General features: G+C 65.8%; 25 protein-coding genes. 6 read left to right on the forward strand and 19 right to left on the reverse strand.

The features are described 5' to 3' along the window. Positions 1-43 precede the first annotated feature (43 nt). A complete protein-coding gene (locus LOY33_RS22845) occupies positions 44-949 on the forward strand; it encodes a DMT family transporter (RefSeq protein WP_210014654.1) in 906 nt (301 codons plus the stop codon). Here LOY33_RS22845 and LOY33_RS22850 read toward each other — a convergent pair. From LOY33_RS22850 to LOY33_RS22870, 5 genes are read right to left on the reverse strand one after another with little or no spacing between them, the layout of a single operon-like run. After that, positions 879-1,952 (reverse strand): DUF6708 domain-containing protein, encoded by a 1,074-nt coding sequence (locus LOY33_RS22850; RefSeq protein WP_058541910.1) that lies wholly within the window; start codon positions 1,950-1,952, stop codon positions 879-881. The two genes, LOY33_RS22845 and LOY33_RS22850, sit on opposite strands and share 71 nt — an antisense overlap. A 4-nt stretch (positions 1,953-1,956) precedes the next feature. Next, on the reverse strand, positions 1,957-2,268 hold the full coding sequence (locus LOY33_RS22855; RefSeq protein ID WP_043861876.1) for a hypothetical protein: 312 nt from the start codon (positions 2,266-2,268) through the stop codon (positions 1,957-1,959). Between the two features lie 28 nt (positions 2,269-2,296). Beyond that, entirely contained in the window at positions 2,297-3,094 is a 798-nt protein-coding gene (locus LOY33_RS22860; RefSeq protein WP_043861877.1) for a nucleotidyltransferase domain-containing protein, read from the reverse strand. 50 nt (positions 3,095-3,144) lie between these two features. After that, a complete protein-coding gene (locus LOY33_RS22865) occupies positions 3,145-4,359 on the reverse strand; it encodes an RtcB family protein (protein WP_100634145.1) in 1,215 nt (404 codons plus the stop codon). 45 nt (positions 4,360-4,404) lie between these two features. Next, a complete protein-coding gene (locus tag LOY33_RS22870; RefSeq protein WP_058541911.1) occupies positions 4,405-5,550 on the reverse strand; it encodes a slipin family protein in 1,146 nt (381 codons plus the stop codon). A gap of 611 nt (positions 5,551-6,161) precedes the next feature. On the opposite strand from LOY33_RS22870, the gene rtcR reads away from it, so the two are divergent. Next, positions 6,162-7,745, forward strand: a complete 1,584-nt coding sequence (rtcR, locus tag LOY33_RS22875) for an RNA repair transcriptional activator RtcR (RefSeq protein ID WP_123753517.1) — start codon at positions 6,162-6,164, stop codon at positions 7,743-7,745. An 85-nt stretch (positions 7,746-7,830) separates the two neighbouring features. Next, positions 7,831-8,916 (forward strand): dienelactone hydrolase family protein, encoded by a 1,086-nt coding sequence (locus LOY33_RS22880; RefSeq protein WP_177346343.1) that lies wholly within the window; start codon positions 7,831-7,833, stop codon positions 8,914-8,916. Between the two features lie 244 nt (positions 8,917-9,160). Here the strand turns inward: LOY33_RS22880 and LOY33_RS22885 are convergent, their stop codons facing one another. From LOY33_RS22885 to LOY33_RS22895, 3 genes are read right to left on the reverse strand one after another with little or no spacing between them, the layout of a single operon-like run. Continuing rightward, positions 9,161-10,369 carry an SGNH/GDSL hydrolase family protein gene (locus LOY33_RS22885; protein WP_043861881.1) on the reverse strand — a complete coding sequence of 403 codons (1,209 nt, stop codon included), beginning with the start codon at positions 10,367-10,369 and terminating at the stop codon, positions 9,161-9,163. Between the two features lie 2 nt (positions 10,370-10,371). After that, positions 10,372-11,550: an SGNH family hydrolase gene (locus LOY33_RS22890; RefSeq protein ID WP_258660205.1), complete on the reverse strand. Its 1,179-nt coding sequence runs from the start codon at positions 11,548-11,550 to the stop codon at positions 10,372-10,374. Further along, positions 11,537-12,940 carry an MBOAT family protein gene (locus LOY33_RS22895; RefSeq protein WP_258660207.1) on the reverse strand — a complete coding sequence of 468 codons (1,404 nt, stop codon included), beginning with the start codon at positions 12,938-12,940 and terminating at the stop codon, positions 11,537-11,539. The genes LOY33_RS22890 and LOY33_RS22895 overlap by 14 nt, the downstream gene beginning before the upstream one ends. A gap of 244 nt (positions 12,941-13,184) precedes the next feature. On the opposite strand from LOY33_RS22895, the gene LOY33_RS22900 reads away from it, so the two are divergent. The 3 genes from LOY33_RS22900 (at position 13,185) to dxs (ending at position 16,362) form a co-directional block, all read left to right on the forward strand. Next, complete coding sequence (locus LOY33_RS22900; protein ID WP_043861884.1) at positions 13,185-13,427, forward strand: exodeoxyribonuclease VII small subunit; 243 nt, start codon at positions 13,185-13,187, stop codon at positions 13,425-13,427. Beyond that, on the forward strand, positions 13,424-14,311 hold the full coding sequence (gene ispA / locus LOY33_RS22905) for a (2E,6E)-farnesyl diphosphate synthase (RefSeq protein ID WP_043861885.1): 888 nt from the start codon (positions 13,424-13,426) through the stop codon (positions 14,309-14,311). The genes LOY33_RS22900 and ispA overlap by 4 nt, the downstream gene beginning before the upstream one ends. Positions 14,312-14,463: 152 nt before the next feature. Continuing rightward, positions 14,464-16,362, forward strand: coding sequence for a 1-deoxy-D-xylulose-5-phosphate synthase (gene dxs / locus LOY33_RS22910; protein WP_100634155.1), 1,899 nt, complete (start codon positions 14,464-14,466; stop codon positions 16,360-16,362). A gap of 62 nt (positions 16,363-16,424) precedes the next feature. Here the strand turns inward: dxs and LOY33_RS22915 are convergent, their stop codons facing one another. The 11 genes from LOY33_RS22915 to nrdR all read right to left on the reverse strand — a co-directional run bounded on the left by LOY33_RS22915 (position 16,425) and on the right by nrdR (position 24,297). Beyond that, a complete protein-coding gene (locus LOY33_RS22915) occupies positions 16,425-16,844 on the reverse strand; it encodes a hypothetical protein (protein WP_043861887.1) in 420 nt (139 codons plus the stop codon). Then, the gene (ribA, locus tag LOY33_RS22920) at positions 16,841-17,458 is read right to left on the reverse strand and encodes a GTP cyclohydrolase II (RefSeq protein WP_043861888.1); all 618 of its coding nucleotides are present in this window, start codon (positions 17,456-17,458) and stop codon (positions 16,841-16,843) included. The genes LOY33_RS22915 and ribA overlap by 4 nt, the downstream gene beginning before the upstream one ends. A 68-nt stretch (positions 17,459-17,526) precedes the next feature. Next, complete coding sequence (locus LOY33_RS22925) at positions 17,527-18,321, reverse strand: ABC transporter substrate-binding protein (RefSeq protein ID WP_258660210.1); 795 nt, start codon at positions 18,319-18,321, stop codon at positions 17,527-17,529. A gap of 13 nt (positions 18,322-18,334) precedes the next feature. Then, the gene (locus tag LOY33_RS22930) at positions 18,335-18,838 is read right to left on the reverse strand and encodes a phosphatidylglycerophosphatase A (RefSeq protein WP_043861890.1); all 504 of its coding nucleotides are present in this window, start codon (positions 18,836-18,838) and stop codon (positions 18,335-18,337) included. Between the two features lie 9 nt (positions 18,839-18,847). Beyond that, positions 18,848-19,801 (reverse strand): thiamine-phosphate kinase, encoded by a 954-nt coding sequence (gene thiL / locus LOY33_RS22935; protein ID WP_058541918.1) that lies wholly within the window; start codon positions 19,799-19,801, stop codon positions 18,848-18,850. An 18-nt stretch (positions 19,802-19,819) separates the two neighbouring features. Then, positions 19,820-20,320, reverse strand: a complete 501-nt coding sequence (nusB, locus tag LOY33_RS22940) for a transcription antitermination factor NusB (protein ID WP_043861892.1) — start codon at positions 20,318-20,320, stop codon at positions 19,820-19,822. Beyond that, the gene (gene ribE, locus LOY33_RS22945) at positions 20,317-20,793 is read right to left on the reverse strand and encodes a 6,7-dimethyl-8-ribityllumazine synthase (protein WP_043861893.1); all 477 of its coding nucleotides are present in this window, start codon (positions 20,791-20,793) and stop codon (positions 20,317-20,319) included. The genes nusB and ribE overlap by 4 nt, the downstream gene beginning before the upstream one ends. A 90-nt stretch (positions 20,794-20,883) precedes the next feature. Then, a complete protein-coding gene (ribBA, locus tag LOY33_RS22950; RefSeq protein ID WP_043861894.1) occupies positions 20,884-21,975 on the reverse strand; it encodes a bifunctional 3,4-dihydroxy-2-butanone-4-phosphate synthase/GTP cyclohydrolase II in 1,092 nt (363 codons plus the stop codon). A gap of 18 nt (positions 21,976-21,993) precedes the next feature. Then, entirely contained in the window at positions 21,994-22,656 is a 663-nt protein-coding gene (locus LOY33_RS22955) for a riboflavin synthase (protein ID WP_043861895.1), read from the reverse strand. 43 nt (positions 22,657-22,699) lie between these two features. After that, on the reverse strand, positions 22,700-23,836 hold the full coding sequence (gene ribD / locus LOY33_RS22960; RefSeq protein ID WP_043861896.1) for a bifunctional diaminohydroxyphosphoribosylaminopyrimidine deaminase/5-amino-6-(5-phosphoribosylamino)uracil reductase RibD: 1,137 nt from the start codon (positions 23,834-23,836) through the stop codon (positions 22,700-22,702). Further along, positions 23,833-24,297, reverse strand: coding sequence for a transcriptional regulator NrdR (gene nrdR, locus LOY33_RS22965; RefSeq protein WP_043861897.1), 465 nt, complete (start codon positions 24,295-24,297; stop codon positions 23,833-23,835). The genes ribD and nrdR overlap by 4 nt, the downstream gene beginning before the upstream one ends. Between the last annotated feature and the right edge of the window lie 39 nt (positions 24,298-24,336).

The following is a 24,336-nucleotide window of genomic DNA, read 5'->3' on the forward strand; positions in this document are numbered from 1 at the left end:
GCGTTCCGATACTGAGCGCACCCGCCCTTCGGAAGCCCACCCCATGACCCGCCCCAGCTCACTGAAAATTGCCTGCGCCGTACTCTTCGTGCTGCTGTGCTGGGCCTACTCGCCCACCGGCATCCGCCTGGGCTTGCAGGGCTATGCGCCCACGCATCTGGCGCTGGCGCGCTTTATCGTGGCGTCGCTGTTCATGGCGGTCATCGCGCTGCTGCGCGGCATCGCCCTGCCCCGGCTCAGGGACGTGCCCACCCTGCTGTTGCTTGGCCTGTTCGCGGTCAGCCTGCACCATGTGGCCATCAACTACGGCCAGCGTGGGGTCAGCGCCGGGGCGGCCAGTGTGCTGGCGCAGTCCACGCCGCTGTTCAGCCTGCTGATCGCGCACTGGGTGTTCAAGCAGGTGGCCGGGGCCTGGCATTGGGGCTGCCTGCTGCTGGGCATGGCCGGCGCGGTGATCGTGGTGGCCGGCGATCGCGGGCTCGGTCAGTTCGACCCGCACGGGTTGCTGATTCTGGTGGCGGCATTGTCGTGGAGCATCTATTTCGCCCTGCAGAAACACCACGGCCACCGCTACGACGCGCTGACCATCACCTGCTACACCGTATGGTCGGGCACTGCATTGCTGATGGTGTACCTGCCGGGGCTGCTCGACGACCTGGGCCACGCGCCGTCCCAGGCCAACACTGCGGTGCTGGTGCTGGGGGTATTTCCCAGCGCGCTGGCCTACCTGGCGTGGGCCTGGGTACTGCGCCACTGCGAGGTCACCCGGGTGACCCTGGCGCTGTACCTGATACCCGCCTTCGCCATGCTGATCGCCGCAGCGCTGCTGGGCGAGCGGCCCTCGGCTTCGGTGATGCTGGGCGGGCCGTTGGTGCTGATCAGCGTGCTGGCGCTGAACCTGAGGCCGCCTCGGCTGCCGGTTCAGCCGGGTCGCCAAACTTCACATTGAAGTAGTCGAGCAGGGTCTGGCCACGACGCAAGGTACTGCGCACCTCTTCGCTCTGCGCCAGCAGTTCGGCGCTGGGCCTGGCATGCTGTTCAGCCGGCAGCGGCGTCGACCACGCCTTCACCTCAGGAGGTATGCCCGCCTTGGGCCGGTTGTTGACCCAGTGCGAGATATGGCACGGCAAGGTCCAGCCGCCGAAGGCCTGCACAAACAGAAAGCCAAACCAGTGCTGCCACCACGGGAAGTTGTCGCGATAGCCCTGGCGGGCCATGTGGAAGAACGCCACGGTGCCCTCCTCGAACTCTTCATCGGGCGCTGGCGGCAGGCTCGCCGGGCCCTCTTCCATGTACACCCGGATCGCTTCCCATTCGGCAATCGCCGCGCCCAGGTGGCCGCTGGGCACGTTGATCCACAGCACATTGCCGGTGTCGGCCTGACGCAGGCAGAACATCAGGTTGAAGGCGGGCAGCACGGCGTACTCGGTGACGGTGCGCCCCGCGCTGACGCAGGCGATCACCGACTCCCACGGCACGAAGATCGGCGCCGCGCCCCGAGTGGGCACGAACGCCACCTCGCGGCGCTGGCGGTTGAAGCGTATCGGCGGGTGAATCGTCACCTCGCGCATCACCCGCCAGAACATCCCCGCATACAGCAACGACAGGCAGGCGATGAAGCCCCAGATGAACCCGTTGGCCATGAAGTCGGAGAAGGTGCTCCAGAACGGCTCCACATGGCGGCGTGCCCAGGAGCCGAGCAAGGCAGTGAGCATGAAGCAGGTAACCACGCCCATCACCGAGGCGATGCCGCAGCGCGCCATGAACTCGAAGTTGCCCTGGCCGATGGCAAAGTCCAGGTACACCTCGTTGGATTCGCGGTGCAGGTTGCGGCTGCTGTAGGCCGGCATGCCGGTGGGGATCGGCAGGGGCGAGAGGTAGACAATCTCGGTGCCGGCCACCCGCTCGAAGTCACCGGCGTGGGGCAGGCGTTCGTATTTGCTGTCGGTCATCGAGCTATTCCTCTTCCAGCGTCAATGGCCGCGCCATGTCTTTGATCCAGTGCCACAGGATGTAGAAGATGGGGCTTGCGCAGCAGACACCGATCAACAGCAGCCCGACAGCATTGTTGAGCAGCTGGCGCGGGTTGCACTCCAGGGGGCCGCTGTTGCCCTTGCCCATGCGCACACAGCCATGCTCCGGATAGGCCATGACATAGGCGCCCCAGGCAAACAGCGCGGCCAGCAGGGCGAACAGCAGCATCAGGCCCACCTCGGTATCGCGATTGCCCAGGCGCTCCCAGCGTTGCGCCAGCCGCAGGTTCAGCATGCGTCGACATCCTTGTTCATACAGGCTCCTATGAAAAACGGCGCACAGTATCACGCAAATAGTCGTCGAGCAGTTTTACATCGCCGTGGGGCCTGGGCAGTGCCGGGGCGGCTCCCCCTCGTGCCAGCTCGCTCTCGATGAACTGGTGCAGCAGTACGCGGCGAGGCCCGTAATCGGCTTCGCTGGCGATGCGCTTGACGCGAAGCAGCTCGTCCAGGTCGGCCAGCAGCAGCGGGTCGTGCAGGGTCGCCTCCACCAGTTGGGCGAACGCGGTGGGCGGCATGCCCAGGCCCTGTTCGATCCAGCGCACCGCCAGCAACGGGCGCAATACGTAGAGGTACTTCTTCAGGCGCACCTCTTCGCCCTGCAGGTAGATGCGAAAGTTCTTGGTGGCCATGGACAGGTAGTGGTGAAACGCCGCCTGCGGCGAATGGAACTGCCTGGCCAGGCCGCGCAAGGCTTGCAGCGCCCCCGGCTCGGCGCGGTACACCAGCGGCGAGTCGAGCCATTCGAGCAGGGTCGGGTTGGCATTGCGCAGCAGGCGCAGGGTCTTGCGCAGCTCCCAGCCACTGATGTCGAGTTCGTCGGTGAGCGGGCGCTCGATCACGTCGCGTGGCTCGTCGATGCGCAGGTACCAGTCCTGGCGGTGCACGTAGATGAAGCGCACGTCGAAGTCGCTGTCGGTGGAGGCAAAACCCCAGGCGCGGCTGCCGGATTCGCAGGCGTAGAGCACGCGCACGTCATGCTCGCGCTCGATGCGTTGCAGTTCTTCGAGTACCCAGCTGCGCATCGCACTGGGCAGGGGGTGACGGTCTTCCATGTTCATGTTCGAATCCTCGTTGTACCCCTTCGCCGGCACGGCCGGCGAAGAGGCCATCAGCCTTTCACACACACCACCTGACGCAACGTGTGCACCACTTCCACCAGCTCGCGCTGCGCCGCCATCACCGCATCGATGTCCTTGTAGGCCATCGGGATCTCGTCGATCACGTCCTTGTCCTTGCGGCACTCCACGTGCGCGGTGGCGCGTACCTGGTCCTCAAGGGTGAAGGCCTGTTTGGCCCGGGTACGGCTCATGATCCGCCCGGCACCGTGGCTGCAGGAGCAGAACGATTCCTCGTTGCCCAGGCCGCGCACGATGAAACTCTTGGCGCCCATCGAGCCCGGAATGATCCCCAACTGGCCCTTCTGCGCCGACACCGCGCCCTTGCGCGTCACCAGGATCTCCTGGCCGAAGTGCTGCTCTTTCTGCACGTAGTTGTGGTGGCAGTTGACCCCCTGCAGGTTGGCCTCGAACGGCTTGCGGATGACCTGGCGCGTTGCCTCGATCACCGCGTGCATCATCAGCGCACGGTTCTGCCGGGCAAAGTCCTGGGCCCACTCCACCGCCTGGACGTAGTCGTCGAAATGTCGGCTGCCTTCCTCGAAATACGCCAGTTCCTTGTCCGGCAGGTTGGCGATGTGCTGGCGCATGTCGGCCTTGGCCAGCTCGATGAACAGGTTGCCGATGGCATTGCCCACGCCCCGCGAGCCGCTGTGCAGCATGAACCACACGCGGTCGGCCTCATCCAGGCACACCTCGATGAAGTGGTTGCCGCCGCCCAGGGTGCCCAGGTGCTGGCGATTGTTGGTCTTCTGCAGTTGCGGGTACTTGTCGGTGATCGCCTTGAAACGCCCGGCCAGGGCCGACCACGCCTGATCGGCGGCGGTCGGTACGTGGTTCCACGCGCCCTGGTCGCGCCGGCCGAAGGTCTTGCCGTGGGGCACTGCCTTCTCGATGGCGCTGCGCAGCCCTTGCAGGTTGTCGGGCAGGTCGGCCGCCACCAGCGAGGTGCGCGCCGCGATCATGCCGCAGCCGATGTCCACGCCCACCGCCGCCGGGATGATCGCGCCCAGGGTAGGGATCACGCTGCCAATGGTCGAGCCCTTGCCCACGTGCACATCGGGCATCACGGCCAGGTGCTTGAAGATGAACGGCAGGCGCGCGGTGTTCATCAGTTGCTGGCGTGCGTCCTCGTCCACCGGCACGCCCTGGGTCCAGAGCTTGATCGGTTTGCCGTTGGCCACTTCGAGGATGTTCATGTGTTTCATCTCAATTGTCCTTGTAGCCCGCCAGGCCCGAAGGCCTGGCAGGTGTCATGCGGTTTTCAGGCTGACCAGCCCATTCAACACCTGATCCAGCCCGCCGAATACCGAAATCCGGTCGATGCGCTCGGCCACCCGCTCCAGGGTTTCCAGCTCCTTCAGGCGCAGGGCCGTCGGGTTGTCTTCCATGACCTTGGCGGTGTTGAGCAGCGAACGGGTCGCCGAGGTTTCCTCGCGGCGCCGGATCACGTTGGCCTGGGCCGCCTTCTCAGCCTCCACCACCTGCGCCAGCAGGGTCTTCATTTCACCCGGCAGGATGATGTCGCGCACGCCCAGGCCGCTGACCTCGATGCCGCTGCCCACCAGTTTCTCGGCCAGGTACTGGCTGACGGTGTCGTCGATCAGTTGCTTGTTCTCCAGCAGCTCGTCGAGGGTACGCGTGCCCACGGCCGCACGCAGGCCGAACTGCACCTCGCGGTACAGGTGCTCCAGCGGTTTGCTGAGGCTGGCGAAGGCCATCAGCACGTCGCTGTAGCGCCAGTTGGCCGCCAGGTTCAGGCGCAGGCTGACCTTGTCGCGGGTGAGGATCTCCTGGCCGCTGACCTCCAGCGACTGGATGCGCATGTCGACCATGTCGACGCTCACCTGGCGGTTGAAGCGCCAGAAGCCGTACTGACCGGCCGGCAGCAGCTCGACCACTGCGCCATCGACCTTGAGCACGCCCACATGGAAGGCCGGCACCGGCGCCAGCAGCACCGCATCCAGCCCGGCCAGGGTGCGACCGCGCAGCTTGGGCTGGCCGAGCTGGCCGAGCAGGGTCGGCTCCAGGCGATAGCTGTGGGTCAGGTCGATGCGCTGCAGGGTCTGCGCGCTCTGGCCCTTCCAGTACAACTGGCGGCTGCCCGGTGGCAGCAGTTCCGCCAGTGCGCCATCCTCGAAACGCAGGCCCACTTCGTGTTCGGCCAGGTCCATGCGCTCGAAGTACTGATCCACCACCGCCGGCTCGCTCTGGCGCAGGTAGCCGGCCAGGCGGTGCTCGAAGCGCGGGGTGTTGAGACTGAAGGTTTCCACCGTCAGCCGGTTATGCAGGTCAAGGCGCTGATGCACGCCCGGTTCCAGGATCGACACGAAGTCGCCCTCGCAGAACAGCAGGCCGCGTTCGTTCTTTTTCACGATGAAGCGCTTGAGCAGTTTCATTCTGTATTTCCCTTTCAATGAATTCCGTGGTGCCGGTGCTGCCGGTACGCCGAGCGCTGCAGGTGGGGCCCGGGGGGAGGTGCACGCGTCGGGACATCAGAGTCCTTTGCCGACCGAGTCCTTCGGTCCGACGTTGCGCCTTGCCCCGGGCCCGGCCAGCAGGCCGGGCGTACCAGCGGTGGCGGGGGCGTCCTTCGCGACAGTCAGCCATCCTGGCTGCAAGTGCGTTGCCCTCGCCTCACCGGCGGGTGTTACGGGTACAGCTACCGTGGAGGGTATGTAACGAGTTCTAGGCTCGTTGGCGGCCCCATCCGGGGTTGCGCCAGCGACCGGTCGTTGCGGCGGCGGCATGCACGACACCAACACCAGGGGTGGGCTCGTGCACCGGTGGGGTTGTGAACCCCGACCCGTTGGCCTGCTTGGCGATGCGGTCGAAAGAGTTATTGCGAGGGGCGTGCCAGGTTTCGTAAAAGCGCTAGAATTTATCTTCAACTCATTGATTTATAAGTGTTTTATTTTAATCTTCGTTAAATGAACCTGCGCACCGGGCAAATGCTTGAGGGCTTTTATGTATACTTTTATCTCTTCATTTATCCAAAAAGATAAACAGCATGCACAAGCGCAGCGTTGCCATCGGCTTCATCGGTACCACCCTCGACCGCAACGGAAAGGGTGCCGCGCGCTGGAACAAGTGGCGGCCCACCGTCGCGCTGTGCCAGCAGCCTGATCTTTCGATCGACCGCCTGGAGCTGATTCACGGCAAGAGCGAACGTGATCTGGGCCTGGCCGAGCGCCTGCGCGAGGATGTACTCAGCGTGTCGCCCCACACCGAGGTGCGCCTGCACCGCTTGGCACTGCACAACCCGTGGGATTTCGAAGAGATGTACGGCGCGCTGCATGACTTCGCCAGCAGCTACCACTTCGACACCGAGCACGAGGACTACCTGGTGCACATCACCACCGGCACCCACGTTGCGCAGATCTGCTGGTTTCTGCTGACCGAGGCGCGCTACCTGCCGGCGCGACTGGTACAGACCTCGCCGGCGCGCGGCAAGGAAGAAGAGCGTGACCCGGCCGGCACCAGCACGCTGATCGACCTCGACCTGTCGCGCTATGACCACATCGCTTCGCGCTTTCAGCGCGAGCAGGCGCACAGCCTGGCGTTTCTCAAGGCCGGCATCGCCACGCGCAACGTGGCGTTCAACCACTCCATCGAGCAGATCGAGCGCGTCGCCCTGCGCTCAACCGCCCCGATGCTGCTGGTGGGGCCGACCGGTGCCGGCAAGTCGTTCCTGGCCCGGCGCATCCATGAACTCAAGCGCACGCGCCACCAGCTGGAGGGCCGCTTCGTCGAAGTGAACTGCGCCACGCTGCGCGGCGACGGCGCCATGTCGAGCCTGTTCGGGCATATCAAGGGCGCCTTCACGGGTGCACAGAACGCCCGCGACGGCCTGCTGCGCGCCGCCGACGGCGGCATGCTGTTTCTCGACGAAATCGGCGAGCTGGGCGCCGACGAACAGGCCATGCTGCTCAAGGCCATCGAAGAGAAGCGCTTCTTCCCGATGGGCGCAGACAGCGAGGTGCAAAGCGACTTCCAGCTGATCGCCGGCACCCACCGTGACCTGCGCAAGCAGGTGGCCGAAGGGCTGTTTCGCGAAGACCTGTATGCGCGCATCAACCTGTGGACCTTCGAACTGCCGGGGCTGGCCGGGCGGCGCGAAGACATCGAGCCGAACATCGATTTCGAACTGCAGCGCCACGCCCGCGAACAGGGCCGCAACGTGCGCTTCAACCTTGAAGCCAAGCGCCAGTACCTGGCGTTCGCCCATTCACCGCAAGCACGCTGGGCCGGCAACTTTCGCGAGCTGTCGGCCTCGATCACGCGCATGGCGACCCTGGCCGACAGCGGACGCATCGACGAGCCCTTGGTCAGCGAAGAGATCACCCGGCTGCAACGGGCCTGGGGGGTTGCCGCGCCCACCGAGCCGTTGCTTGAAGGGCGTGAGCTGGACCTGTTCGACCGCCTGCAACTGGAGGCCGTGCTGCGGGTGTGTCGCGATGCCCGCTCGCTGTCCGACGCAGGGCGCCAGCTGTTTGCGGTGTCGCGCCAGGACAAGGAAAAACCCAACGATGCCGACCGCCTGCGCAAATACCTGGCGCGCTTCGAACTGGACTGGAACCAGCTGCGCAGCTGAGCTGCCATGCTAGAATCCGCGCCCCGGCCGTATTGGCCGGCACACTTTCCCTTCCACCGAAAAAGGACTCTCGGTCTTGTCGTTCATGACATCTCCTCGTCTGCACTTTGCCACCCTCAGCCTGTTCACCGCCCTGAGCCTTACCGCCACCGCCAGCTTCGCCGACGAAGACGAGGCCGTTGCCAAGGGCCGCTGGCAGGGCCTGGCCGGCATGGCCAACCTCTACCTGAACGATGCCGACGCACAGGAATTCATCGATGCCGGCGACAAGGAGAAAAGCGAGCACGACAACATGGCTGGCGCCCTGGCCTATTACCTGACGGCCGCACGCCTGGACCCGAAGAACGCCTATGCGTCCTACCAGGCCGGCGCCGCCCTGGCCTCGATGGAGAAGTTCGATCTGGCTGGCGACCTGCTCGACCAGGCCCGCGAGCGAGGCTTCTGGCAGGCCGTGATCCTGCGTGACGACGACGAGCTGGAGGGCATGAAGGACGCACCGGCCTACAAGAAACTACTGCAGAGCGCCGAGGCCAACTACGCCAAACAGGCCAAGGATGCCGGTGCGGCGGCGTTCAGCATCCCCGAAGGCAAGGCCCCGGCCGGCGGCTGGCCGGTGGTGGTGTGGCTGTCCGGCTACGGCACCGAAGGCAGCAAGGGCATTCGCATGCGTGAAGAGCTGGTGGGCGAACGCGCCGTACTGGTGGGCGTGAACGGCACGCTCAAGCGCGACGAGGGCCAGTTCATGTGGCAGCAACACACGGTCGAGCCGACCGAGAAAGCCGTGGCGGCCGCGCTCAAGGCCCTGGAAAAGCAGACCCGCATCGACCGCTCGAACGTGGCGCTGATCGGCTTTTCCCAGGGCGCCGAACATGCGGCGCACCTGATCGCCGAATACCCGCAACATTACAGCGGCGCAGTACTGCTGTCGCCAGGCGGCTTTCGCATTCCATTCGCCGTGCAGAAGGCCAAGGACAAGCGCATCGTGATCGTGCACGGCGCCAAGGAGCATTCGAGCAACCTGGAACTGACCGCAACCACGCAGAAGGCATTCGAAGGCAGCAACCCGGTGCAAAGCCACGAACACCCGGCCGGGCACACCTTCCAGGATGACTGGGAAACGGCGTATCGCGGGTACCTCGATTACGCGTTGGGGCTGACCCCGGCGGGCTGACTACAGCGCGGCTTTCGCCAGCAAGGCTGGCTCCTGCAGAGTGGGGATAAACGGCAGGAGTCAGCCTTGCTGACGAAGAACCCTTCGAGATCTGTCCAAAAGTCCTACAGCAGGCCCCAAAAAACCATTCTATGCTTGCACCTGAGTTCGACGCCCCTGTGGCTCGAAGCTGGGGGGCTGTTATCGATGCACCGGGGCGCCGCAAGCCAATCCCGACACCGATACAGCCCCTCTTTTTTTTGCCTCAGCGCAGCCCCAACTGCCCCCGCAGGTAGTCATACAGCCCCGACGCACTCTTGCGATAGCCATCGGCCGTCAGGTGCACCAGGTCGCCTCGCGCCAGCCCCTCTGCCTGCCACCGCGCAATCGAGCACTCCCCGCCCATGTAGGCCTGCCAGTCCCAGAACAGCACGTTGGCCTGGCGTGCCACCTGGCGCTGGATCTGCACCACCTGCGGCAACGACTGCGGGCGCCGCGTCGCGCAGGTGCGCGCGCCACGCTGCTTGATCGAGTCCGAAGGCCCCACCAGCAGGATCACCGCCCGTGGCTGCACCCGCTTGAGCTGGGCCACGGTACGGCGCAACTGGTCACGGTACTTGGCCATGTCCAGGGTGTTGTCGAACGCCTCGTTGGTGCCATAGGCCAGAATGATCAGGTCCGGGCGCAGGGCCTTGAGGTTTTCCTGCCAGCCAGCCTGCCATTTGTCCTGCACCTCCAGCCGCGCACCATTGATGCCCAGGGCCGAATAGGTCACCCCGGCGTTCTTCTGGCCCTGGATGTACCAGCCACCCAGCACCGTGCCCGGGTGGGCATTCAGGCTCATGTCCACCGGCAGGCTGATGCTGTTGAGCGGCGGGCTGAAGCGCCACTGCCCGTTGCTTGCGGCCAGCATCACGCGGCGCGCCGCGTTCTGCCCGCCACGGGCGGTAAGGCTGCTGTTCTCCCGCGCCTGGTACAGGGCCGAGATACGGTAGCGCTGGGCACTGGGTTCGCGCGCCTCCAGGCGCACGCTCGGGTTTGCTGCCAGCGGTACCGACAGGTAGCCCCCCAGCGGGAACTGGGTGCTTTGCTGGTTGCGCGCCGACACCAGCTCCCACTGGCGCCTGGCCGTCTTGAGGATCAGGTTGTCGTAGCGCGTGCCAGGTACCGGTGTCGCCGCCACAAAGCCTATGCCGCCATCGCCGTACTGCGACTGCAGCAAGCGACGCATCTCGCCGCTGAACAGGTCGGCGGCAGTGTGCGAATCTCCGAATTGCACGATATTGACCGGTGTGCGACTGGAGGTGCGCAGCTTGCCGGCCAGCACCGCAAGGTTGCCGTCACGGCTGCCGGTCGCCTTCTGCTGCACGGCGAGGGGGCGCGCGGCCGGCGCGTTGACCGCCGCCACCGGGCTGCAGCCCGGCAGCGCGCAGATAAGCGCCGCCAGCACCAGGATGTTGTGCGCTCGGCGCATGCTCAGTGTCCCGTTACGGTCAGGCCCGGGAAGACGATCATCGACAGTACCTGCTCGGCGATCAGCTTCTGGCCCGTGGTGGTGAAGTGGATGCCGTCGTCGACACGGGTCTTGACCCGTTTGCCCTGGCTATTCTGCAGGGTATAGGAGAACTCGTCGGCCTGGTAACCGAGCACGCCGTTGGCCGACACGTAATGCTGCTGGTACAGCTGCGCCTGGCTTTCATACAGCCCGCTGAGATAGGCCATGGCCGTCGACAACTTGGGCTTTTGCATGTTGGGCGGGCCGACCCAGATCACCTGCACATTGTGCGCACGGGCCTCGTCCAGGATCCGGTCGATGCGCTTGCGGTACAGCGCCTCCCACTCAGGCGATTTGAAACGCAGGAACGGCTTGCCCTTGGACTCGGGCATGTCCCACGGGTCGTTCGGACCCAGGAACACCACCATCAGGCGGATGTTGGGGTGATTCTGCAGCGTGTCGGACACCGTCTGCGGCCAGTTGAAAAAACCGGGGTACGCCAGGCCCGTGCTCTGGCGGCTGAGGTTGACGCTCTTGATCTGGTAGCGCTTGAGCAAGGTGTTGGCCAGGTGCGGCGCCACGCCCTGCATCAGCGAGTCGCCCACCAGGAACACTTCGTCGCCAGCCGCCAGGCTCACGGCCTTGGGCGGCTGCCCCGGCACCAGCGGTTGCGCCGCCACCTTGACCGGTTGCACGGCGGGCTGCGCGGCGGGCGCCTGTGCCACAACCGGCTGCACTGCCGCTGGCTGCACTGCAGGGGGCCTGGCCGCAGGTGTCGGCGCCACCACCGGTACCTTGGCAGGCGCCGGCGCCTTGGCATGCGGCTGCGCCAGGTCGACCAGCACCACCGGCATACTGGGCGGCAGCTCGACCGTCGGCATGCCCTCGGCCTGGGCCAGCAGCGTCTGGCGCTCCAGGCTGTCGATGAAGCTGCTGCGCGCATCCCCCAGGGCCTGGGTCAGGTTGCCGCCCAGGCGCCACGCCTGGCTCTGCCCTACCCAGGGCAGCTCGCAGCTCTGGTGGTACTTCTGCTGGCAGTACAGGCTGATGGAGTTCTGGTTCAGCCAGAACAGCAGCAAGGTGGTGACCAGGATCGCGTACAGCACCTTGGCCGCGCCCATTTGCGCCTTGAACAGCTGACCGGTACTAGAAGCTTGCATAGATGAACCCCGGCACGCCCGATTGCGAAGCGAAGATGACCAACGACACGAACAACCCCAGCGGGATCGGGTAGAGCTGCCAGGGCAGCCGGCTGCTGGCGGCAAAACCCTGGCGCAGCAGCGCCAGCACCTGCGGGTACACCGCGATGTACAGCACGCAGCCCAGCAACAGCAGGCCGGTGGTGCTCAACAGCCCGCCCAGGCTCAGGCCGGCGATGCCGCCGAGCATGTCCAGCGCATCATCCAGGCTCGCGCAGCGAAAGAAGATCCAGGCGAAGGCGACGTAGTGGAAGGTCAGCAGGCGCGCCAGCACATCCGCGCCCGGCCAGCGCATCGGTTGTGGCAGCACGTAGGTGGAGGCCTTGTACAGCGCCAGCCCCACGCCGTGCAGCGCACCCCAGATGATGAAGTTGAGGCTCGCGCCGTGCCACAAGCCGGAAACCAGCATCGCCAGCAGCATGTTCAGGTTGCCGCGCCACACGCCCTGGCGGTTGCCGCCCAGCGGGATGTACACGTAGTCGCGAATGAAGGTCGACAGGCTGATGTGCCAGCGCCCCCAGAACTCCTTGAGGTTGCGGGCCGCGTAGGGCGCATTGAAGTTGGCCGGCAGGCGAAAGCCCAGCAGCAGCGCCACGCCGGTCACCAGGTTTGTGTAGCCGCTGAAGTTCAGGTAGATCAGCAGGCTGTAGCCGTACACGCTCAGCAGCAGTTGCTCGGCGCTGAAGCCGCTTGGGGTCTCGAACACCGGGTCGACCCACTCGCTGCCCAGCCAGGCACTGAAGAAGAACAGCTTGACCACCGCCAGCGCAATCAGCCCCAGCGCCCGCTGCGGCTCCAGCACCTGGCGGATCTGCGCCGGGCGAATCTGCGGCAGCATGTGCGCGGCGCGGTTGACCGGGCCGGCCACCAGGCTGGGGAAGAAGGCCAGGTACAGGGCCAGGTCCAGCGGCGCGGCCGAGGCCATTTCACCGCGGTTGATCGACACCAGGTAGCTGACCGAATGGAAGGTATAGAACGACAGCCCGATCGGCAGCAGCACCTCCAGCACCGGCAGCGAGACGTCCAGGCCCAGGTCGGCCAGCGCGGCCTGCACGCCCCCCACGAAGAATTCCTGGTACTTGAAGACATAGAAGCAGCCCAGCACCAGCAGCAACACCATCAGGTAGGTGAAGCGCCGTCCGGGATATCGCGCGCTGAACAGCCCCAGCAGGTAGACCAGCAGGGTGTAGCCGAGCAGGATGTACAGCGAATCGAGGCTGAAGCTTGCGACCAGCGCATAGCTGCCCGCCAGCAGCAGGACGTTCTGCAGGCGAACGCTCCAGCAAAGGCTCCAGTAGACCGCGAAAAACAGAGTGAAGCAGAGGCCGAACTCGATCGAAAGAAAGCTCACAACGTAGTCCATTACGCGACATGGAAGGGGGGGCCCTGACCCGGATACAACCCGCGGCGCAGAGCGGGCGCGATTATGGCAGACAGCAGTGAGCCCCCACAATGCAAGCGGTGCAGGAAAATCAAGCCTGCTCCCACGGCATTTATGCAACAGAATGCGACGAAAGATCACAGGCGCTGATTTGCTCCCCCTGCCCTGCTCTGCTAGTGTCGCGCCGTTCAAACCGCCACCAGAGACAGCCGCCATGGCCCGAAAAAAAGCTGCCATTGACTTCGAGCAATCCCTTGCCGACCTGCAAGCGCTGGTCGAACGCCTGGAGAACGGCGAACTGTCGCTGGAAGACTCGCTGACCGCCTTCGAGCAAGGCATCGGCCTGACCCGCGATTGCCAGAGCGCCCTGACCCAGGCCGAGCAGAAGGTCCAGGTGCTGCTGGAGCGCGACGGCGAGTTGCGCGCCGAGCCGTTCGACGCGGAACAGCCGGAATGATCGCCGCCTACCAGGCCCGTTGCCAGGCCCAGGTGGATGCCGCGCTGGAAACCCTGTTCCACGCCCCCTCGAGCGAACTCGAGCGCCTGTATGCCGCCATGCGCTACAGCGTGATGAACGGCGGCAAGCGGGTACGCCCGCTGCTGGCCTATGCCGCCTGCGAGGCGTTGGGTGGCGCCAGCAGCGATGCCGACGGCGCCGCCTGCGCAGTCGAGCTGATCCACGCCTATTCGCTGGTGCATGACGACCTGCCGGCAATGGACGACGACGACCTGCGTCGCGGCCAGCCCACCACCCACAAGAAATTCGACGAGGCCTGCGCGATCCTGGCCGGCGACGGCTTGCAGAGCCTGGCCTTCAGCGCCCTGCTCGACCCGCGCCTGAGCCCGCAGAGCGATGCCATTCGTCTGGCCATGGTGCAGGCCGTGGCCCAGGGCGCCGGCCCCGCCGGCATGGTCGGTGGCCAGGCCATCGACCTGGGCTCGGTGGGGCTCAAGCTCGATCAGACCGCGCTCGAATACATGCACCGGCACAAGACCGGCGCGCTGATCGAAACCAGCGTCAAGGTCGGCGCCCTGGCCAGCGCGCGGGCTGATGCCCAGACGCTTGCGGCCTTGCAGCAGTATGCCCAGGCCATCGGCCTGGCGTTCCAGGTGCAGGACGACATCCTGGATGTCGAGAGCGATACCGCGACCCTGGGCAAGCGCCAGGGCGCAGATATCGCCCGCGACAAGCCGACCTACCCGGCATTGCTGGGGCTCGAAGCCGCCAAGGCCTACGCGCTGGAACTGCGCGACCAGGCGCTGGCAGCGCTGGCTGGGTTCGATGACAAGGCCGAGCCGCTGCGGGCGCTGGCGCGGTACATCGTCGAACGCCGCAGCTGACCGCAGCGGCCCTTCGCCGGCAATGCCGGCTCCTGCATCGAACCCTGTAGGAGCCGGCATTGCCGGCGAAACGCACACCACATACCTCAATGGGCAGCCTTCACCGCAATAAGGTAAACTGCCGCCTCATCACACCTATAACGATTCGCCTGATGCCCACGACGTTTCAAGAGATCCCCCGCGAACGCCCGGTCACGCCGCTGCTTGACCGTGCCGATACGCCAGCCGGCCTGCGTCGTCTGGCCGAAGCCGACCTGGAGAAACTGGCCGACGAACTGCGCCAGGAGCTGCTCTATAGCGTCGGCCAGACCGGCGGGCACTTCGGTGCCGGCCTGGGCGTCATCGAACTGACGATCGCCCTGCACTACGTCTTCGACACTCCGGACGACCGGCTGGTGTGGGACGTGGGCCACCAGGCGTATCCGCACAAGATCCTCACGGGTCGGCGCGAACGCATGCACAGCCTGCGTCAGAAGGACGGCCTGGCCGCCTTCCCGCGCCGCGTCGAGAGCGAGTACGACACCTTTGGCGTCGGGCACTCCAGCACCTCGATCAGCGCCGCGCTGGGCATGGCCATCGCCGCCCGCCTGCAGAACCAGGCACGCAAGTCGATTGCAGTGATCGGTGACGGCGCGCTCACCGCCGGCATGGCCTTCGAGGCGTTGAACCACGCCCAGGAAGTCAACGCCGACATGCTGGTGATCCTCAACGACAACGACATGTCGATTTCGCGCAATGTCGGCGGCCTGTCCAACTACCTGGCCAAGATCCTCTCCAGCCGCACCTATGCAAGCATGCGCGAGGGCAGCAAGAAGGTGCTGTCGCGCCTGCCCGGCGCCTGGGAGATCGCCCGCCGCACCGAAGAGTATGCCAAGGGCATGCTGGTGCCCGGCACCCTGTTCGAAGAGCTGGGCTGGAACTACATCGGCCCCATCGACGGCCACGACCTGCCTACCCTGATCGCCACCCTGCGCAACATGCGCGACCTCAAGGGGCCGCAGTTCCTGCACGTGGTGACCAAGAAGGGCAAGGGTTTCGCCCCGGCCGAGGTCGACCCGATCGGCTACCACGCGATCACCAAGCTCGAACCGCTGGACGCCCCGGCCACCGCGCCGAAAAAGGCCGCCGGGCCGAAGTACTCGGCGGTGTTCGGCCAGTGGCTGTGCGACATGGCCGCCGCCGACCAGCGCCTGGTGGGCATCACCCCTGCCATGAAGGAAGGCTCGGACCTGGTGGCGTTCAGCGAACGCTACCCCGAGCGCTACTTCGACGTGGCGATTGCCGAGCAGCACGCGGTGACGCTGGCGGCGGGCATGGCCTGCGAGGGCGCCAAGCCGGTGGTGGCGATCTATTCGACCTTCCTGCAGCGCGCCTACGACCAGCTGATCCATGACGTGGCGGTGCAGAACCTCGACGTGCTGTTCGCCATCGACCGCGCCGGCCTGGTGGGCGAAGACGGCCCGACCCACGCCGGCAGCTTCGACCTGTCGTTCCTGCGCTGCATCCCCGGCATGCTGGTGATGACCCCCAGCGACGAGAACGAGCTGCGCAAGATGCTCAGCACCGGGCACCTGTACAACGGCCCTGCCGCCGTGCGCTACCCGCGTGGCAGCGGGCCGAACGCGACGATCGACGGCGACCTTGAGCCGCTGGAGATCGGCAAGGGCGTGATTCGCCGCCAGGGCAGCAAGGTCGCCCTGCTGGTGTTCGGTGTGCAACTGGCCGAAGCGCTGAAGGTGGCCGAAAACCTGGATGCCACCGTGGTCGACATGCGTTTCGTCAAGCCGCTGGATGAAGCGCTGGTGCGCGAGCTGGCCGGCAGCCATGACCTGCTGGTGACCATCGAAGAGAACGCCATCATGGGCGGCGCCGGCTCTGCGGTCAGCGAGTTCCTGAGCGCTGAAGGCGTGCTCAAGCCGATGCTGCACCTGGGCTTGCCGGATGTGTACGTCGAGCATGCCAAGCCGGCGCAGATGCTGGCCGAATGCGGGCTGGATGCTGCCGGGATCGAGGCTTCGGTGCGTCAGCGGATGCAACTGCTGGGTCTTTAGACCCTTTCGCCAGCCAGGCTTGCTCCTGCCTGCAGGAGCCAGCCTGGCTGGCGAAGGGCGCATCAGCCCAGCTGACGCGGTACCCGGTACAGGTAAAGGATCACCACGCTGGCGATGGCCAGCAGAATCTGCGGCACTCCCTCCAGGCCCACGAACACCGACAGTGCGGCCACCCACGCCGGCAGGCAGGCAAACAGCATCGACACACGGCGAACCCGCGCCAGCTCTATCCAGGCCGCCGGCTCTTCAGCGCTGTTCAGCGCCTTTTCAGTGGCAATCAAGGCACGCTTGTAGGCGCTGAAACGCGGCAGGCTGAAGAACATCGAGGCCAGCCCGGCCAGAAACACCGGCATCACCAGCAGCGGGACACGCGCCACACTGCCTCCGAACGCCCAGCCGAACACCAGCAGCGGCGCCAGGGCAATCGCGAAGAACTGCCACCAGGCGAACGCCAGCCGCCGCTTGACCTGGCCGCGGGTCACGCCCGACCGGCCTCGCCCTGGTGCTCGTTGCCCATCATGTGGCCGAGCTTGCCGGCCTTGGTGGCCAGGTAGTGCTTGTTGTGCGGATTGTGCCCGGTGTGCAGCGGCACGCGCTCGGCTACCGCAATGCCCATGGCGGTGAGGGCTTTTACCTTGCGCGGGTTGTTGGTCATCAGGCGCAATGACGTGACACCCAGGTGCTCGAGCATCGGCTGGCACATGGCGTAGTCACGCTGGTCGGCGGCAAAGCCCAGGCGCTCGTTGGCCTCGACGGTGTCGGCGCCGCCGTCCTGCAGTTCGTAGGCGCGAATCTTGTTCAGCAGGCCGATGCCACGACCCTCCTGACGCAGATACAGCAGCACGCCACGGCCTTCGCGGGCGATGGCCTGCAGAGCGGCCTCCAGCTGCGAACCACAGTCGCAGCGCTGGCTGAACAGCGCATCGCCGGTCAGGCATTCGGAATGCAGGCGCCCCAGTACCGGCTCGCCATCGGCTACATCACCCAGGCTGAGCACAACGTGCTCGCGGCCGGTGGCTTCGTCGAGAAAACCATGCATGGTGAACGTGGCAAAGGGGGTGGGCAGCTTGGAAGCGGCAACAAAGACGACGGGCACCTTGTGCTCCTGATCAATAACGTGAAATTTGATGTGCGCCGATTGTAACAGCAGCGTAAGGCAGGTGCTTAGGCTGAATTCTTGGGCAAACAGATCGAGAAGTTAGATGCTGGCACGCGCGCCCTGCCCGGAATCGGGAACGGATACGGCTGCTGCCAGCGCTCGAAGATCTCGCGCAATTCGCCGCTGGCGATCAGTTCGTCCATGCGCCGATCGAACAGCGCCCGGAGCGCACAGGCCTGCTCGGTCCTGGCAAAGGCCAGGTACAACGGTAACTCGGCGATGTGGGTGCGGCGGAACCGGGCCTTGTCACGGGCCTGGTTGTACACGTAGTCCACCTCGGTCTGGGCATCGATGTAGAAGTCCACGCGCTTGAGTTCGAGCATCGGCAGGATGCCGTCGCGCCGCTGCACCTCGCGAAACTCCTTCACATCGGGCAGGTAGCGCTGGTACTCGTAGCCACGCACCCAGGAGAGCTTGTAGCGGCCGATGGTGGCGGCGCTCGGCACCGGCAGGCTGGCCAGGCCCAGGGCGTAGATATGGTCCTGGTCGAAGGCGTTGCGCGGGTAAAGGTAGTCGTTGCTTTCCTGCTCGTAGGAGCCGACCCAGGCATCGGCCTCGGCGCGTTTGACCAGGCCCACTGCGCGGCTGTAGGGCACGCTGATGGCGAGCACCTTGACCCCCGCCGGCTCGAACACCTTGCGCAACACGTCCCAGGCCATGCCGCGCCCTTCGACGTCGGTGTAGTCCGGCCAGATCTCGCTGGCCAGGCGCACCTCCTGCGGCAACGCGGTCGGCTCGCCAGCCCAGGCGATGCCGCCACCCAGCGCCAACACCAGCAGCAACACTCGCCATGCGCGCATCAGGCCACTCCCTTCAGGTGAAACTCCACACCAGCGCCTGCATGCCCAACCAGGCGAACACGCCGGCCAGCACGTCATCGAACATGATGCCGAAACCGCCATGCACATGCCGGTCGATCCAGCGGATCGGCCACGGCTTGAGTATGTCGAAGAAGCGGAACATCAGAAAGCCTGCCAACAACCATAGCCAACCTTCCGGTACCAGCCAGAGGGTTATCCACATGCCGACCATCTCGTCCCAGACGATGCCCTCGTGGTCATGCACGCCCAGGTCGTCGGCGACCTTGCCGCACAACCATACGCCGAACAGCATGGTCAGCCCCAGCATCAGCCAGTAGCCCCAGTCGGGCAGCATCTGCCACAGCGGGATGAACGGCACGGCCACCAGCGAACCCCAGGTGCCCGGCGCCTTGGGCAGGGTGCCGGAGCCGAAGCCGAAGGCCAGAAAATGCCAGGGGTTGCGCCAGACTGAAGGCGGCACGTTTTCTGCCGGCACCTGATTGGGGTGATCGGTCACGGTGTCTCCCTAAAAATGTTGATAACCCCGCGTGCGCGGGGTGATGTCCGCCCCGGCGTGGTCACGCAGGCTGACGCCGCTGCCCGCCTCCACCCGACCGACCACGTGCACCGGCCAGCCGGCAGCCTGCAGGCCGGCCAGGTGCGCGGGGGGCAAGGTGAAGGCAATCACGTAGTCGTCGCCACCGGTGAGCGCGGCCTGTCGCGCACCTTCCAGGCCCAGCAGGCCCTGCAGCGCCGCACCCAGCGGCAGCTGTTCGAGCGACAGCACAATCGACACGCCCGAGGCCGTGGCAATGTGTCCGCAATCGGCCAGCAGGCCATCGGAGATATCCAGCGCCGCGCTGGCCTTGCCTCGCAGCGCCTGACCCAGCGCCAGTTGCGGTGGCGGCGACCAGTAGTGCGCCAGCAGCGGCTCGGCCAGCGCCACCGCCGCCTCGCGTTCGCCAAGCACCAGCGGCAAGGCCCCGGCAGCGTTGCCCAGCTCACCGCCGACACACACCAGGTCACCAGGCTGCGCACCGCTGCGCGTCAGGGCCTGGCCGGCAGGCACGCGGCCGAACACGGTCATGGTCAGGCTCAGCGGCCCATGGGTGGTGTCCCCGCCTACCAGGCTCAGGCCGCATTGTCGGGCCATCAGGTTCAGACCCTGGGCATAGGCCTTCAGCCAATCGGCGTGAACCGTCGGCAGAGTCAGGGCAAGGGTAAAGGCCACGGGGGTGGCGCCCATGGCTGCCAGGTCACTGGCAGCCACCGCCAGCGAGCGCTGGCCGAGCAGGAACGGGTCGCACACAGCCGGGAAATGCACCCCGGCCACTAGCGTGTCGGTGGACACGGCCAGTTGCTCGCCGGCCGGCAGCGCCAGCAGGGCGCAATCGTCGCCGATCCCCAGGGCGACCCCGTCGCCGGCCTGCGCACAGGGCGCGGCGGCGAAGTAGTGGCGGATCAGCTCGAATTCACCCATGGGCAGGCAGCGCCGCAATCAGCGCTTGAACGCCTTCACTTCGGCTTCGCGCAGCCGCGGTGCGAGCTTGTCGAGCACACCGTTGACGAACTTGTGCCCGTCAGTGGCGCCGTACACCTTGGCCAGCTCGATACCTTCGTTGATGACCACGCGATAAGGCACGTCGACCCGCTTGATCAGCTCCCAGGTGGACAGGCGCAGCACCGACAGCTCGACCGGATCGAGCTCTTCGAGCACGGTGTCCAGGCAAGGCGCAAGGGCCTTGTCGATTTCTTCCTTGATCGCCGGCACGCCGTGCAGGATCTCGCGGAAGTAGGCACCGTCGACATCGGTGAAATCGTTATCGACCCGGAACTGCGCTTCGATCTCGTTCAGCGAGTGCTTGGCCATGTGCCACTGGTACAGCGCCTGGGTCGCGAGCTTGCGGGCTTCGCGACGCTTGGCACTCTTGGAGGGCTTGCCAGCATCCGCAGGTTTTGGATCGCGCGGGTTGAAACGATCGCTTTCGTCGCTAATCACTTGGCCTCCAACTGCGCCAGCAGGCTGACCATTTCCAGGGCGGACAGGGCCGCTTCGGCGCCCTTGTTGCCGGCCTTGGTGCCGGAACGCTCGATGGCCTGTTCGATCGAATCGACGGTCAGGACACCGAAGGCAACCGGCACGCCGAACTCCATGGACACCTGGGCCAGGCCCTTGGTGCATTCGCCCGCCACGTATTCGAAGTGCGGGGTGCCACCACGGATCACGGCGCCCAGGGCGATGATCGCGGCGTATTCGCTCTGCTGGGCGACCTTCTGTGCCACCAGCGGAATCTCGAACGCACCCGGTGCACGGATGATGGTGATGTCGCTTTCGCTCACGCCGTGGCGAACCAGGGCATCAACGGCACCGCTTACCAGGCTTTCGACGACGAAGCTGTTGAAGCGGCCAACCACCAAAGCATAGCGACCTTTGGGGGCAATGAAGGTACCTTCGATGGTCTTCAGGGACATTGCGGGGTTCTCATCTTAAAGAGCCAGGCCGCAACGGTGCGGCCTGTGGGAGTTTTGTTCCGGATCAACAGCGGGAAACCAGCCCCTGCTTTATTCGGAGGGCACGTATTCTACAACTTCCAGATCGAATCCGGATATCGCATTGAACTTCATTGGCGAACTCATCAGGCGCATCTTGCGTACGCCCAGGTCGCGCAGAATCTGCGAACCGGCACCCACGGTGCTGTAGGTGGTGGGTGTCTTGACCTGGCTGCTGTCGGCGCTTTCGCGGATATGCGCCAGCAGCACGTCGCCGTCCAGCGGGTGTCCGAGCAGCAGCACCACGCCGCTGCCGGCCTCTGCCACGGCGCTCATCGCGGCGCGCAGGCTCCAGCGGCCGGGCTGCTTGACCAGCAGCAGGTCGCGCAGCGGGTCCATGTTGTGCACCCGCACCAGGGTCGGTTCCTCGGCGCAGATCTTGCCCAGGGTCAGGGCCATGTGCACGTCGCCTTCGACCGAATCGCGGTAGGTCACCAGGTTGAACTGACCCAGTTCGCTGTCCAGCGGCTGCTCGGAAATCCGCTGAATGGTACGTTCGTGGATCATGCGGTAGTGGATCAGGTCGGCGATGGTGCCGATCTTGATGTTGTGCTCGGCGGCGAACACTTCCAGCTCGGCGCGACGCGACATGGTGCCGTCGTCGTTCATCACCTCGCAGATCACCCCGCTCGGCTCGAAACCGGCCATGCGCGCCAGGTCGCAGGCCGCCTCGGTGTGGCCGGCACGGGCCAGGGTACCGCCGGGCTGGGCCATCAGCGGGAAGATGTGGCCCGGGCTGACGATGTCTTCGGCCTTGGCGTCCCGGGCGGCGGCGGCCTGCACGGTGCGCGCGCGGTCGGCGGCGGAGATGCCGGTGGTGACGCCTTCGGCAGCTTCGATCGAAACGGTGAACTTGGTGCCGAAGCCCGAGCCGTTGCGCGGGGCCATCAGCGGCAGCTTGAGCAGCTCGCAGCGCTCGCGCGACATCGGCATGCAGATCAGGCCACGGGCGTGCTTGGCCATGAAGTTGATGTGTTCGGCCTTGCAGCACTCGGCGGCCATGATCAGGTCGCCTTCGTTCTCGCGGTCTTCGTCATCCATCAGGATGACCATTTTGCCCTGGCGAATGTCTTCGACCAGTTCTTCGATGCTGTTGAGCGCCACGCGGCACCCCCTTCTAAATCAGGATTTCAGGTAGCCGTTGGCGGCCAGGAAACTTTCGGTGATGCCACCCTTGCCCGGCTCGGCGGCCTTGTCGCCCAGCAGCAGACGCTCCAGGTAACGGGCCAGCAGGTCGACCTCAAGGTTAACCCGACGCCCGGTGCGGTAGTCGGCCATGATGGTTTCAGCGAGGGTGTGCGGCACGATGGTCAGCTCGAACTCGGCGCCATCGACCTGGTTGACCGTGAGGCTGGTGCCATCGACGGTGATCGAGCCCTTGTGGGCGATGTACTTGGCCAGCTCGGCCGGCGCGCGCAGGCGGAACTGGATGGCGCGGGCGTTATCGCTGCGCGAGATGACTTCGCCGACACCGTCGACGTGGCCGCTGACCAGGTGGCCGCCCAGGCGGCTGCTGGGGGTCAGGGCCTTTTCCAGGTTGACCCGGCTGCCTACCTTGAAGTCGGCAAAGGCGGTGCAGTCGAGGGTTTCGCGGCTGACGTCAGCCCAGAAACCGTCGCCAGGCAGTTCGACGGCGGTCAGGCACACGCCGTTGACGGCGATGCTGTCGCCCAGTTTCACGTCGCCCAGGTCGAGCTTGCCGGTTTCGACATACACGCGTACGTCGCCGCCTTTGGGGGTCAGTGAACGGATGCTGCCGATGGATTCGATGATGCCGGTGAACATGAGTCCTCCTTCAGAACGGGTCGCGCAAGGCGCAGGCCGCGAATTATACGCCGGGCGCAGGCACAGGAATGGCAGTGACTCGCCAGTCATCGCCTACGGCGCGCATGTCGGTGATTTTGAGGGCCTGCGCTTCGCTCATTCTGGCCAGGGGCCAATCGAGCAATGGGCGGGCACTGGAGCCGAGAAACTTGGCAGCGATGAAGAGCTGGTATTCGTCCACCAGGCCCTGTTGCGCGAAGGCACCGGCCAGGCCCGGGCCGGCCTCCACCAGCACCTCGCTGGCACCACGCCGGGCCAGTTCGCGCAGCAGCGCGGGCAGGTCGACGTGCCCGTCGGTGCCGGGCAGGCTCAGCAGGTCATGGCCGGCCTGGGCGTACTGCGCAACTGGCGCGGCGGCCGTCACCACCAGCACCGGGCCGGCCTGGAAGAACGGCGCCGTCAGCGGCAGGCGCAGGCGCCCGTCGATGAGCACGCGCAACGGTGGGCGGGCCATCGCCAGGGCGGTGCTGTCGGCGTCCAGCCCAAGCTCGTCAGCGCGCACGGTCATGCGCGCGTTGTCGGCGAGCACGCTCTGGGCGCTGGTCAGCACCACGCTGGAGCGCGCGCGCAGACGCTGCACCGCCGAGCGTGCGGCCGGGCCGGTGATCCACTGGCTCTCGCCACTGGCCATGGCGGTGCGCCCGTCCAGGCTCATCGCCAGTTTGACCCGCACAAAGGGCAGGCCGTGTTCCATGCGTTTCAGAAAGCCCGGGTTGAGTGCGCGGGCCTCGGCCTCCAGCACACCGCTGGCAACCTCGATACCGACGTCGGCCAGGCGCTTGAGCCCCTGCCCCGCCACTTGCGGGTTGGGGTCCTGCATGGCCGCCACCACCCGCGCCACACCGGCCTTGACCAGCGCCTCGGCACACGGCGGCGTGCGCCCGTGGTGGCTGCACGGCTCCAGGGTCACATAGGCACAGGCGCCACGGGCCAGCTCGCCGGCCTGGCGCAGCGCGTGCACCTCGGCATGCGGTTCGCCGGCGCGTACGTGCCAGCCTTCGCCGACCACCTGCCCGTCACGCACGATCACGCAACCGACCCGCGGGTTGGGATGGGTGGAATAGAGACCCTTGCGCGCCAGTTCCAGCGCACGGGCCATGTAGTGGGCGTCGAGCACGTCGCGTTCGCTGGGCAGGCTCATTGCTTGGAAGGCTCGCGCGCCAGGCGGTCGATTTCTTCACGAAATTCGTCCAGGTCCTGGAAGCGGCGGTACACCGAGGCGAAGCGGATGTAGGCCACTTCGTCGAGCTTTTGCAGCTCGGCCATCACCAGTTCGCCGACGACCAGCGACTTGACCTCGCGCTCGCCGGTGGCGCGCAGCTTGTGCTTGATGTGGGCCAGCGCCGCTTCGAGGCGCTCGACGCTCACCGGGCGTTTTTCCAGCGCGCGCTGCATGCCGGCGCGCAGTTTTTCTTCGTCGAAGGGCTGGCGGCTGCCGTCGGTCTTGATCAGGCGCGGCAGCACCAGTTCGGCGGTTTCGAAGGTGGTGAAGCGCTCACCGCAGGCCACGCATTCGCGGCGACGGCGCACTTGTTCGCCCTCGGCAACCAGTCGCGAGTCGATGACCTTGGTGTCGTTGGCACCGCAGAAGGGACAGTGCATGGTGGCAGGCAACAAAAAAAGGGAGGGTCATGGTAGCGC

Origin of the sequence: Pseudomonas sp. B21-036, assembly GCF_024748925.1 — a bacterium.
Lineage (GTDB): Bacteria > Pseudomonadota > Gammaproteobacteria > Pseudomonadales > Pseudomonadaceae > Aquipseudomonas > Aquipseudomonas palmensis.